Origin of the sequence: Streptomyces johnsoniae (genome assembly GCF_031845565.1) — a bacterium.
GTDB lineage: Bacteria > Actinomycetota > Actinomycetes > Streptomycetales > Streptomycetaceae > Streptomyces > Streptomyces johnsoniae.
This window is the reverse complement of record NZ_JAVREV010000026.1, coordinates 16,548-28,803: the sequence shown is the minus strand read 5'-3', so window position 1 is coordinate 28,803 and position 12,256 is coordinate 16,548. Positions and strand designations below refer to the sequence as shown.

General features: G+C 71.4%; 8 protein-coding genes. 6 read left to right on the top strand and 2 right to left on the bottom strand.

Annotation, left to right across the window (positions count from 1 at the left end; all coding sequences use genetic code 11):
- The first annotated feature begins 48 nt into the window (after positions 1-48).
- The 6 genes from rplU to RM779_RS31685 all read left to right on the top strand — a co-directional run bounded on the left by rplU (position 49) and on the right by RM779_RS31685 (position 8,812).
- Positions 49-369 carry a 50S ribosomal protein L21 gene (gene rplU / locus RM779_RS31710; RefSeq protein WP_311621244.1) on the top strand — a complete coding sequence of 107 codons (321 nt, stop codon included), beginning with the start codon at positions 49-51 and terminating at the stop codon, positions 367-369.
- Positions 370-383: 14 nt separating this feature from the next.
- The gene (gene rpmA / locus RM779_RS31705) at positions 384-641 is read left to right on the top strand and encodes a 50S ribosomal protein L27 (RefSeq protein WP_311621243.1); all 258 of its coding nucleotides are present in this window, start codon (positions 384-386) and stop codon (positions 639-641) included.
- 180 nt (positions 642-821) lie between these two features.
- Positions 822-2,264 (top strand): GTPase ObgE, encoded by a 1,443-nt coding sequence (obgE, locus tag RM779_RS31700; RefSeq protein ID WP_311621242.1) that lies wholly within the window; start codon positions 822-824, stop codon positions 2,262-2,264.
- Between the two features lie 171 nt (positions 2,265-2,435).
- Positions 2,436-3,941 carry a bifunctional cytidylyltransferase/SDR family oxidoreductase gene (locus RM779_RS31695; protein ID WP_311621268.1) on the top strand — a complete coding sequence of 502 codons (1,506 nt, stop codon included), beginning with the start codon at positions 2,436-2,438 and terminating at the stop codon, positions 3,939-3,941.
- Positions 3,938-6,034 (top strand): hypothetical protein, encoded by a 2,097-nt coding sequence (locus tag RM779_RS31690; RefSeq protein ID WP_311621240.1) that lies wholly within the window; start codon positions 3,938-3,940, stop codon positions 6,032-6,034. Before RM779_RS31695 ends, RM779_RS31690 begins: the two co-directional genes overlap by 4 nt.
- A 6-nt stretch (positions 6,035-6,040) precedes the next feature.
- The gene (locus tag RM779_RS31685) at positions 6,041-8,812 is read left to right on the top strand and encodes a CDP-glycerol glycerophosphotransferase family protein (RefSeq protein WP_311621239.1); all 2,772 of its coding nucleotides are present in this window, start codon (positions 6,041-6,043) and stop codon (positions 8,810-8,812) included.
- Positions 8,813-8,866: 54 nt separating this feature from the next.
- Here the strand turns inward: RM779_RS31685 and RM779_RS31680 are convergent, their stop codons facing one another.
- Entirely contained in the window at positions 8,867-11,071 is a 2,205-nt protein-coding gene (locus RM779_RS31680; protein WP_311621238.1) for a protein kinase domain-containing protein, read from the bottom strand.
- Between the two features lie 85 nt (positions 11,072-11,156).
- On the bottom strand, positions 11,157-12,242 hold the full coding sequence (locus tag RM779_RS31675; protein ID WP_311621237.1) for an acyltransferase family protein: 1,086 nt from the start codon (positions 12,240-12,242) through the stop codon (positions 11,157-11,159).
- Between the last annotated feature and the right edge of the window lie 14 nt (positions 12,243-12,256).

Here is a 12,256-nt window from a genome sequence, read left to right as displayed (position 1 = left end):
CCCGCTGCTGGCATCAGGGGTTCCGTATCGAGCGAGGGAGAGTTCCGCGTGTACGCGATCGTGCGCACCGGCGGCCGTCAGCAGAAGGTGTCTGTGGGCGACGTCATCGAGGTTGACCGGATGGCGAGCGGGGTGGGCGACACCGTCGAGCTCTCCGCCCTCCTCGTCGTCGACGGTGAGACCGTCACCAGCGACCCGTGGGTGCTGGCCGGGGTGAAGGTCCAGGCCGAGGTGGTCGACCACCACAAGGGCGACAAGATCCGGATTCAAAAGTTCAAGAACAAGACCGGCTACCGTCGGCGGATGGGTCACCGCCAGCTGCACACCCAGCTGAAGATCACCGACATCCCCGCCCCGGCCTCGAAGTAAGGGACTGAGCACACATGGCACACAAGAAGGGCGCGTCCTCCACCCGGAACGGCCGTGACTCCAACCCGCAGTACCTCGGTGTGAAGCGCTTCGGCGGTCAGCTCGTGAGCGCCGGTGAGATCCTGGTCCGCCAGCGCGGCACCCACTTCCACCCCGGCAAGGGTGTGGGCCGCGGCAGCGACGACACGCTGTTCGCGCTCCAGGCGGGCACCGTGCAGTTCGGCAAGCACCGTGACCGCAAGGTCGTGAACATCGTGCCGGCCGCGCGGTAGCCGCAGCCGACCGACGCACACTCCGAGGGCGGACCGCCTTCCCACGCCGGGAAGCAGGTCCGCCCTCGCCCGTGTTTACCCCTCAGACAGTTCGGCATTCGTCGTTCGTCGTTCGTCGCTAGTCGTTCCCAGATCGCCGGCTTTCGTTCCGGCCGATCGTTTGTGCTTGGAGGCACCGTCATGACCACCTTCGTCGATCGCGTCGAGCTGCATGCCGTCGCGGGGAACGGCGGCCACGGCTGTGCCTCGGTGCACCGCGAGAAGTTCAAGCCGCTCGGCGGCCCTGACGGCGGCGACGGCGGGCGCGGCGGGGACGTGATCCTCGTCGTCGACCGGGACGTCACGACGCTGCTCGAATACCACCACAGGCCGCACCGCAAGGCGACCAACGGCAAGCCGGGCGGCGGCGGCAACCGCACCGGGGCGCACGGTCAGGACCTGCTGCTGCCGGTCCCGGACGGCACGGTCGTGCTGGACGGGAACGGTGAGGTGCTGGCGGACCTGGTCGGTGAGGGCACCCGGTTCGTCGCGGGGCAGGGCGGCCGGGGCGGGCTGGGGAACGCGGCGCTCGCCTCGCCGCGGCGCAAGGCGCCGGGCTTCGCGCTGCTCGGCGAGCCGGGCGAGGAGCGGGACATCGTTCTGGAGCTGAAGACCGTCGCGGACGTGGCGCTCGTCGGCTACCCCTCGGCCGGGAAGTCCTCGCTGATCTCGGTGCTCTCCGCGGCCAAGCCGAAGATCGCGGACTACCCCTTCACCACGCTGGTGCCCAACCTGGGCGTGGTCACCGCCGGGAGCACGGTGTACACGGTCGCGGACGTGCCGGGCCTGATCCCGGGCGCGAGCGAGGGCAAGGGCCTCGGCCTCGAATTCCTGCGGCACGTGGAGCGCTGCTCGGTGCTGGTGCACGTGCTCGACTGCGCGACGCTGGAATCGGAACGCGACCCCCTGACGGACCTCGACGTGATCGAGGCGGAGCTGGCCCAGTACGGCGGTCTCGACGACCGGCCGCGCCTTGTCGTGCTCAACAAGACGGATATCCCGGAGGGGCAGGATCTCGCCGACATCGTGCGTCCCGATCTCGAAGCCCGAGGTCACCAGGTATTCGATGTCTCCGCGGTATCGCGCAAGGGTCTTGCCGATCTTTCCTATGCGCTCGGTGCGCTGGTCGCCGAGGCCCGCGCGGCAAAGCCGGCGGAGACGCCGACGCGCATTGTGATCCGGCCGAAGGCGGTAAATGAGGCGGGCTTCACCGTGACCCCGGAGGGCGAGGGCTTCTTCCGCGTGCGCGGCGAGAAGCCGGAGCGCTGGGTGCGTCAGACGGACTTCGCCAACGAGGAGGCCGTCGGCTATCTCGCCGACCGGCTGAACCGGCTCGGTGTCGAGGACGAATTGATCAGAGCGGGCGCGCACGAGGGCGACGGCGTGATCATCGGCGGGGACGAGGACGCTGTGGTCTTCGACTGGGAGCCGTCGGTCAGCGGCGGCGCGGAGATGCTCGGCCGGCGTGGCGAGGATCACCGGTTGAACGTGGTGCGGCCGGCCGCCGCCCGCCGCCGGGACCGCGAGGCGCAGCGAAGGGACGCCGTTCAGCGGGAATTCGAGGAATTCGACCCATTTGACTGAAATAACGGGCATGGTGCGACTCGCGGGTGGCCTCGCTGGGTGATCCGGGCTGTCACAAAGCGGTAACGGCCGACAACGGTTCATCCGGCTTAGGGGTCAAGCTTCTACTGGGGTTAACCTTCTCCTCGCGTAGGCGACACTTCTTGATACCCGGCAGGAGCTTCCTTGACCATCCATCCAGACGGCCCGTCCCCACACACCACCGCAGTCGTGCTCGCCGGTGGAACGGGTCAGCGCGTGGGGCTTTCGATACCGAAGCAGCTGATCAAGGTCGCGGGCAAAGCCGTCATCGAGCACACGCTGGCCATCTTCGAGGAGGCCGAGGACATCGACGACGTCCTCGTCATGATGGCTCCCGGCTACGCGCGGGACGTGGAGAAGATCGTCGCCAAGGGCGGTCTGACCAAGGTCACCCGCGTCGTCGAGGGCGGGGCGACCCGTAACGAGACCACCCGGCGCGCCATCGAGGTGCTGGGCGAGGGCCTGGCCGAGGGGGAGGACCGCAACGTTCTCTTCCACGACGCCGTGCGCCCGCTGCTGTCCCGCCGGGTGATCAGCGACTGCGTGGCGGCGCTGGACCGTTACCGGGCCGTGGACGTCGCCATACCGTCCGCCGACACCATCATCGTCACGCGCACCCACGGGGAGGACGGCGAGTTCATCACCGACGTCCCGGACCGTTCGCGGCTGCGCCGCGGGCAGACCCCGCAGGCCTTCCGCCTCTCCACGATCCGCCGGGCCTACGAGATCGCCGCAGAGGACCCCAACTTCCAGGCCACGGACGACTGCTCCGTGGTGCTGAAGTACCTGCCCGACGTGCCGATCCACGTCGTTTCCGGCGACGAGTTCAACATGAAGGTCACGCAGCCGGTGGACGTGTTCATCGCCGACAAGCTCTTCCAGCTGGCCTCCACCGCCGCGCCCGCCCAGTCCGACGAGGACGCCTACCGCGAGCAGCTGACCGGCCGCACCGTCGTCGTCTTCGGCGGCTCCTACGGCATCGGCAAGGACATAGCCGACCTCGCGGAGCGCTACGGCGCGGCCGTCTACGCGCTGGGGCGCTCCACCACCGGCACCCACGTGGAGAAGCAGGAGGACGTCTCCGACGCCCTGGAGCGGGCCTACGCCGAGACCGGCCGCATCGACTTCGTCGTCAACACCGCCGGGGTGCTGCGCATCGGGAAGCTCGCCGAGACCGACGACGCCGCCATCGAGGAGGCGCTGAAGGTCAACTACCTGGCGCCCGTGCGCATCGCCCGCGCCGCCCACAAGTACCTCGCGGAGAGCGGCGGCCAGCTGCTGCTCTACACCTCAAGCAGCTACACCAGGGGCCGCGCCGAGTACAGCCTGTACTCGTCGACGAAGGCCGCCATGGTGAACCTCACGCAGGCGCTCGCCGACGAGTGGGCGGGCGACGGCATCCGCGTCAACTGCGTCAACCCGGAGCGGACGGCCACGCCGATGCGGACCAAGGCGTTCGGCGAGGAGCCCGCCGGCACCCTGCTGTCCTCCGAGGCCGTCGCCCGCACCTCGCTCGACGTGCTGCTCTCGCCGATGACCGGACACGTCATCGACGTCCGCCAGCAGGACCCGACCGCGGACGCCAGCCAGGCCGGCTCGTTCGAACGGGCCCTGGCCGCCGCCCTGGACGTGCAGGTCGACGGGGAGGTGGCATGACGGGCGGACTGCTGCGCAGGCTCGTCGGCGTCGCCTCGGGGCCCGAGCTGACCGCCGCGCTGGTGCTGCTCACCGGCTACGCGGGGATGCTCGTGACCGCGCTGCTGCCGGCCACCGGCGCCTTCGCCGTCGCCGCGGTGCTCTCCTACGCGGGCGACCACTACCTGCACCGCAGGGGCAGCTACCTGCTGGTGCGCATGGGCAAGGCCAGGGTCGGCCTGACCGTGCGGTTCCTGGTGCGCCAGCTGCTGCTCGTCCTGCTGCTGGCCCGCACCGACTGGGCGGGCGAGACGATCTTCTACGCGGCGATCGTCGGCTTCCTGGCGTGCTACGGCCTCCAGGCGCCGCATACGGCGCTGATCATGACGCTGCGCCGCAAGCGCCGCCTGCCGATCGCCACCCGCAACATCGACCTGTCCACGCTGCCGGTGCCGGACGGCCCGCCCCGCTGGCTGACGCACCGCGCCGTGGAGAAGGTGCTGCACACCGAGGTCCCGATGTTCGCCGGCCTCGTGCTCGCCGTGGCCGCGGACACCGCCGCCTTCGGCTACGCGGGGACCGCGGTGTCGGTGGGCCTTGTGCTGCTCTACCTGGTGGCGCTGCTGCCGTTCCTGCGCGCGAAGCGGCTGCCGCCGCCCAAGGAGCAGACGCTCGAATGGTTCGACGGCTGGCTGCGCACGCACCGGCCGACCGTCGCCCTGTACTTCTCGGGCTCCAAGGACTCCGCGTACCAGGTCAACATGTGGCTGGACACCATGGCGGGCCTCGACGCCAGGCCGCTGGTCATCCTGCGGGAACGGTCCATACTGACGCGCCTGGCCACCACCACCGTGCCGGTGGTGTGCGTGCCGAGCGCGGTGGACCTGATGAACATGGACCTGTCGATGCTGCGCGTCGGCCTCTACCCGGCGAACGTCGGCAAGAACCTGCACCTGCTGCGCGTGCCCACCATGAAGCACGTGTTCATCGGGCACGGCGACAGCGACAAGATCGCCAGCATCAACCCGTACGCCAAGGCGTACGACGAGGTGTGGACCGCGGGCCGCGCCGGCCGCGACCGTTACGCGCTGGCCGATGTCGGGGTCCGGGACGAGGACATCGTGGAGGTCGGCCGCCCGCAGCTGGCCCCCATCGCGCCGGCCAGCGGCGTGCCCGCCGGCCGTATCCCGACGGTGCTGTACGCGCCGACGTGGGAGGGCTGGACCGACGAGCCGGGCAACACCTCGCTGCTGCTGGCCGGGGAGAACATCATCCGGCGGCTGCTGGCCGCCGAGCGGCCCGTTCGCGTGCTGTACAAGCCGCACCCGTTCACCGGCTCGCGCAATCCCGAGGCCGGGGCGGTACACCAGCGGATCGTCGCGATGATGCAGCAGGCGGGCGCCGAGCGCGCCGCCGACCCGCGCTGGGCCGAGGCGGCCAAGGAGACCGCGGCCGAACGCGAACGCGCCCAGGCGCGCCTGCGGGCCATGGCCGAGCAGGGCGGGGCGGGCACGGTACTCGCCGCGGCCTGGGACGACGCGTCCGTGTCCCGCGACGCCATGACGCCCGCCGACCAGGCGGCCGGTGAGGAGCGCCGCCGCGCGGAGTGGAACGAGGCGTACTGGAGCGCGCGCGGCTGGTGGGAGCACCGCGTCATCACCGGTCCCGAGCCGCTGCTGTTCGACTGCTTCAACGAGTCGGACGCCCTCGTCTCCGACATCTCCAGCGTCGTGTCCGACTTCATCGCCAGCGGCAAGCCGTACGCCGTGACCGACTCGGCCGCCCTGGGCGCCGAGGAGTTCCGGCGGCAGAACACCGCCGTGCGCGCGGCCGTCATCCTCGACAACGACGCGGCCGGGCTCGACGAGCTGCTCCAGGCGGTGCACGCCCCCGACACCGACCCGCTCACCGCGGCCCGCGGTGAGCTGAAGCACTACCTGCTCGGCCCCGACGAGCCGACCTCGCTGTCGCGCTTCGACAGCGCCGTGCGCGTCCTCGCGGAGCGCGCCGAGGCCCGCAACGCCGCTCAGGGCATCGTCGAGACGGCCGCCGCGGCGGCCGTGCCGGCCGCGGCCGACGCGCCCCTACGACCCGTACCAGCACAGGAAGGCTGAGCCCCCGTGCCTCCCAAGAAGCCAGTCAAGAAGCCCGAGGACATGCTGCCCGCGGAGCTGCGGCGGTCCATGCACTGGCTGCCCGAGTCCTCGGCCGAGGAGCGCGAGACGTTCTTCGACGAGGCCGGCGCGTTCCTCGCGGGCGCCGACCAGAAGAAGCTGCGCAAGCTGCCCCCGCTCATGCGCATCAAGTGGCAGCTGGCGCGCGAACGGCGGCTCGACGACCTGCTGACGGTCCTCGCTCACGAACGCGAGTACCGCGCCTCGTCGTTCCTCGTCGCCGGCCGGCTCAGGCCGCGCGTGGAGGTGCCGGGGCTCGACAGCGGCTCGCTGCCCGCCGAGGTGGTCCGCATCCAGCCGGGCGAGCTGCCGGTGCGCGCCAAGGCCACCGAGGTGCTGTGGCGGGAGGGCAGGCTGGTCGTGCGCGGCTACGCGTTCGTGCAGAACGTGCCCGCGGACGGCAAGGCGCTGATGCCGCGCTTCGCGTGGCTGCGGCAGCAGGGCGCCAGGCGGCGCGTTCCGGTGCGTGTCAAGCAGCGCCACGAGCTGCGTGCCACGCGCGACTCCGGGCAGGCGCTGCACGCCTACGACGAGTCCGGCTTCGACATCGTCATCGACCCGAAGAAGCTGCGCACCGGCGGGCGCTGGCAGCCGGGCGTCTGGCAGCTGACGCTCGCGCTGCCCTCGCCCGGCGTCGTGCGCACCGGCTCGGTGGACCGCACCGACATCGGCAGCGCCGGGCACTCCCAGGCGCGTGAACTCGCCGATGGCGTACGGCTGGTGGCCGGGTTCTCCGAGGAGAGGATGCAGCTCACCGTCGAGACGCCGGCCGCCGAGGTGGCGTCCCACGAGGCGGCGGGCGACGCGCTGCGGCTGAACGTGCACGTGCCGGGCACCCCGGCCGGGCAGCGGCCCGTGCGGCTGCTGGTGGAGCACAAGGGCGGTGAGTTCAAGCGGGCCTACGACGTCGAGGAGACGCCCGGCGGCGGCTGTGCCGCCGATATCCCGCTGGCCGACCTTTCGGTGGCCGAGTGGTCCGCGGCGCCGACCCAGGACTTCGTCACCACGCTGGAGTTCCCCGGCGGCGACACGCGCAGGGCGACCGTGCGCGCCGGGTTCCTGCCCGGTCAGTACCTGGTGCCCGACGGCCGCGAGATCGCGGTGACCACCGACGGGCCAGGACTGCTCAAGCTGCACGACCGGGCGCGGCAGGCCGTCGTCGACGACATGAGCTGGACGCCCGAGGGCGAACTGGTTCTGCGCGGCGGCTTCACCGGGCCGTCCGAAGGGCTCGAACTGGTGCTGCGGCACGGCAAGTACTTCGAAGAGAAGTCCCTGCCGTTCGAGTCGGCCGACGGCCGGTTCACCGTGCGCGTCCGCCCCGACCGCATGGAGTCCTACGACGGCGAGCAGTCGCTGCGCGAGGGCCGCTGGTACCTGTCGTTCCGCGAGGAGGGCGAGGCGGACCGCAAGAACGACGTGCCGGTCAAGCTGCGCGGCGACCTCGTCGACTCGCTCCCGCTCCAGCACCGCGGCGCCGCGCGGACGTACACCGTCGAACGGCGCTTCTTCGACCGCATCTTCCTCGCCGCCGGCTCCCCGCTGCGCGAGGAGGACCGCGGCAAGTACCGGCAGCGGCGGCTGCGCGCGCAGTACGTGCGCGACCGGGAGAAGCCGCTGCGCAACGCGGTGTTCTACAACTGCTACCACGGCCGCCAGTTCTCCGACTCGCCGCGCGCGATCTACGAGGAGCTGGTGCGGCGCGGCGCGGACGTGGAGCACATCTGGGGCACGAACGACCAGCAGGCCGTCGTGCCGCCCGGGATGCGCACCGTGGAGTGGAAGAGCGCCGAATGGCACGAGGCGCTGGCCCGCAGCCGTTACCTCGTCACCAACGTGATGATCTCGTCGTGGATCAAGCGGCGCGAGGACCAGCTGTTCGTCCAGACGTGGCACGGCACGCCGCTGAAGAAGATGGGCGCCGACCTGCTCGGCACCTCCAAGGCCAACCCGGCGTACATCGCGACGCTGCCCGGCCGCTTCGAGCAGTTCACGTACCTGACCTCGCCGAACGCGTTCACCACGCCGATCATGCGCAGCGCGTTCGGCTTCCCGAACGAGATCCTGGAGACCGGCTACCCGCGCAACGACGTCTTCTACCGGGAGGACAGGGACGAGATCGCGGCGCGCGTCCGCAAGACGCTGCGGCTGCCCGAGGGCAAGAAGGTGCTGCTGTACACGCCGACCTGGCGTGACGACCAGCGCTTCGGCACGGGCAAGAAGTTCAAGCTCGATCTCCAGCTCGACCTGGAGGAGTTCGAGCGGCGGCTCGGCGACGAGTACGTGCTGCTGTTCCGCAAGCACCCCAAGATGCTGAACAACATCACGGGCGCCAGGGACGGGTTCGTGCGGGACGTGGCGGCGTACGCGGAGATCTCGGACCTCTACCTGATCTCGGACGTGCTGATCACGGACTACTCCTCGTCGATGTTCGACTTCGCGCACACCGGCCGGCCCATGGTGTTCTTCACCTACGACCTGGAGCACTACCGGGACACGCTGCGCGGCTTCTACTTCGACTTCACCGGCACCGCGCCGGGACCGCTGGTCAAGACGACGCCGGAGCTGGTGGACGCCATCCGCGGTCTGGACGCCGTGGAGAAGGAGTACGCCGACCGGTACGCGGCGTTCGCGGAGAAGTTCTGCACGCCCGCGGACGGGCGGGCCACCGCGCAGGTGGTCGACCGCATGCTGGAGTGGGGCAAGCGGCAGGGCTGAGGCCGCGGGCCGTCCCCGCCGCCGGGTCCGGTGGCCCGGCGGCGGGGACGGCCCTCACGGGCCCCGGCCGTCGGCGGCCTCGATCGCGAACACGCCCAGCTCGTTGGTCACGTACACGAGGCCGTCCGCGACGGCGGGGGCGCCGCTGGTCGCGGTGCCTCCCACCTGGGCGCCGGTGGGGTAGCGCCACCGCTGTTCGCCGGAGGCGGCGTCGAGGGCGTACACCGGGCCCTCGTCGTCCTCAAGGCCGGCGACGAACACCATGCCGTCGGCGATGACGGGAACGCTGCCCGCGAGGCCGCCCGCGTCGTCGGAGGTCCACTTCCGTTCGCCGGTCTCCGCGTCGAAGGCGTGTGCCAGACGCGAGCTGCCCCCGACGTAGACCGTTCCGTCCGCCACCGTCGGCGGCGACGGGCCCCACAGCCCTTCCTCCTCATCGAGCGGCGCGGACCACTTCTCGTCGCCGCTGGCCGCGTCAAGCGCGTGCACGGTGTCGCTGCCCCGCACCACGTAGAGCACGCCGTCGGCGTGGGCGGGCCGTGACATGCGGGTGCCGGACACGACCCACCGTTCGGCGCCGGTGGCGGCGTCCACGGCGTACAGCAGGCCGTCACGGCTGCTGAAGCACGCCGTGCCGGCGGCCACCGTGAGCGTGTGGTCGATCCATTCCTCCGCGGTGAAGTGCCACTTCTCCTCGCCCGTGGCCGCGTCGATGCCGAACAGCGCCTCGTTGGCGGCGAGCCAGACCATCTCCTCGCCCGCGACGACCTCGGCACTGCCCTCCTTGCCCGAGGAGAACACCCACTTCTCGGTGCCGCCCTCGATCGCGAAGAGCCGCCCGTCCGCGCAGGCGACGTACACGACCGCGCCGAACGCGGCCAACGAGAGGCTGCCCGGGGTCTCCCGTTCCCACCTGCTGACGCCGTTCTCCGGGCCGACGGCGTGCGTCGTGCCGTCGCCGGTGGCATAGAGCACACCGTCGGAGACCACGGGCGCGGTGGGGAGGATCGAGGCCAGCTCGAAGACCCAGGCGCGGGAGGCGGGCGCCGAGGGCCGGTCGTCCAGGACCTCGGAGGGGGCGGGGTCGCCGGCCCCGTCGCCGTTGCCGTCGGCGGTCGGCGGGGTGTCCTTCTCGTCGCCCTGCGAGAGCAGTACCGCGGCGGTGCCGGTGGCCGCCAGGACGGCCGCGCCGATGCCCAGGCTCAGCACCCGGCGCCGGGTCGGGGACGGTTCCGCCGGTGCCGATGCCGGTGCCGGTGCCGGTGCGGGTGCGAGTGCCGGGAACCGGCCCACGGACGGCTGATGGCCGGGCCTGGGCGGCGGCGCCGTCGCGGTGGGCAGCGCGTGCGGGGCGGCAGGGGCGGTCGGCGCGCCCTCGGTGGGGAGCGGAGCGGGTGGCGCCGGGGCCGCCGGGGCGACCGGCGGTTCCTCGCCCAGGCGCCGCAGCTCGTCGTGGACCTCGGTGGCCGAGGCCGGCCGGTCGGCCGGGTCCTTGGCGAGCAGCCGCAGCACCAGGGCGTCGAGCGCCGCGGATACCCCGTCGCGCCGCGTGCCGGGCCCGGTCGGCGTCCGGTACAGGTGGGCGGTCATCATCGACACCGGCTCGGTGGCCTCGAACGGCGTGTGCCCGGTCAGCAGTTCGTTGAGCACGCAGCCGAGTGCGTACAGGTCGGAGCGGGCATCGCCCGGCTGCTCGGCGAATCGTTCCGGTGGCATGTAGGCGAGCGTTCCCATGACCTGACTGGACTTGTTCGTGGCCGCCACGAAACGGGCGATCCCGAAGTCGAGGACCTTGATCTCGCCGCCCGCGGTGCGCATCAGATTGCCCGGCTTGAGGTCGCGGTGCACGACGCCCGCCCCGTGCGCCGCGGCCAGGGCGGCGGCGGTCTGCGCGGCCCAGTCGAGCGCGGTGGGCACCGGCGGCGGCCCGTCCTCGTGCAGCAGCGCGGCCAGGTCCCGGCCGTCCACGAACTCCATGACGAGGAACAGGGTCGCGTCGTCCGGGTCCTGGCCCATGTCGTACACGGTGACCACCCCGCGGTGGCTCAGCCCGCCTGCGACGCGCGCCTCGCGGAAGAACCGTTCCGTGCTCGCCTCGTCCTGGTGGTGCGGCAGCATCTTGACCGCGACCCGGCGTCTGATCACCCGGTCCAGGCCCTCCCAGACCTCCCCCATGCCGCCCCGGCCGACGAATCGCACCAGTTCATACCGGCCCGCAAGTACACGCACCGTCTCGTTCCCCCAACTCACTTCGGGCACCGCACTATGAGAACGAGACTCATTCAACCTCAGCCCCCGAGAAGCCCGTCGCCCACCGCTGCCCGCCCGGGGGACGGCCGCCGAACTACCGGTCGTCCGCGCGGTGTCCGGCGGAGCGGCGGCGGAAGAACCAGGCGAGTTTCGGCTCCATCAGCGGCCGGAAGATCCGCTGGACCAGCGGCGTGCACAGCAGTGTGACGCCGACCGCCGCGACCACCGTCGTGATGGGCAGGAAGGTCGACATCTCCTGGAGCACTTCGGCGTCGTACCAGCCCTTCTCGCGGGCGCCGGCCACGAAGAAGCCGTGCAGCAGGTAGCCGTAGAGGGTGCCGGCGCCGAGGACGGAGAACCAGGTGGTGCGGCCCGGCACCAGGGCGAAGAAGCAGGCGGTCAGCACCACCGCGCACGCGAACAGCAGCAGCGTCATCGCGAAGCCCGCCCACCACGGCTGGCCGAACTCCTGCGCGGTGTCGCGGTGGTAGAACCACTGGTACTCCATGCGCGGCTCCGCCCAGTAGGCGACGAGGAGCGCGACCGCGAAGACCGGCAGCGCCAGCAGCCGCACCGCGCCCCGGCGCACGAACGCGAAGTGCTCCTGCTTGAGGCACAGCCCGAGCACGAAGAACGGCAGGAACTGGAGCACGCGCTGCATCTGGAGGTCGCCGCCGAGCGTCGGCGAGGCGGTGGCGGCGCCCGCGATGGCCAGGGCCAGCGGCAGCGGCCAGCGCACCGCCTGCCACACCGGAACGGTGAGCCGCCATATGAACAGCGCCAGCAGGAACCACATCAGCCACTTGGGCTCGAACAGCGGAATGTAGGTGCTGGTGTCCTCGGCCAGCCACCGCATGTAGAACGTGTAGGCCAGCTGGAAGACGACGTAGGGCACCGCGACGCCCGTGATCAGCCGGGCCACGCGGCGCGGACTGCCGTCGAAGCTTCTGGAGAAGTAGCCGGCGATGACGATGAACGCCGGCATGTGAAAGGCGTACACGGCCATGTACAGCGCGGTGACGGTGCGCGAGTCGCCGCGCATCGGCTCCCAGGCGTGCGCGACCGCGACCAGCACGATCGCCAGGAATTTGGCGTTGTCGAAGAACGCGTCGCGCTGCTTCGGAGCCGCGGCGTCACCCGGCTGCCGGGGAATCTGGGCTGTCGCACGTGCACTGCTCATCACTCCCGCACCTT

Bases quoted from the DNA above. Each gene is read 5' to 3' on its own strand.
- rpmA (WP_311621243.1), top strand. From the start codon at position 384: ATGGCACACAAGAAGGGCGCGTCCTCCACCCGGAACGGCCGTGACTCC.
- obgE (WP_311621242.1), top strand. From the start codon at position 822: ATGACCACCTTCGTCGATCGCGTCGAGCTGCATGCCGTCGCGGGGAAC.
- RM779_RS31675 (WP_311621237.1), bottom strand. From the start codon at position 12,242: ATGAGCAGTGCACGTGCGACAGCCCAGATTCCCCGGCAGCCGGGTGAC.
- RM779_RS31690 (WP_311621240.1), top strand. From the start codon at position 3,938: ATGACGGGCGGACTGCTGCGCAGGCTCGTCGGCGTCGCCTCGGGGCCC.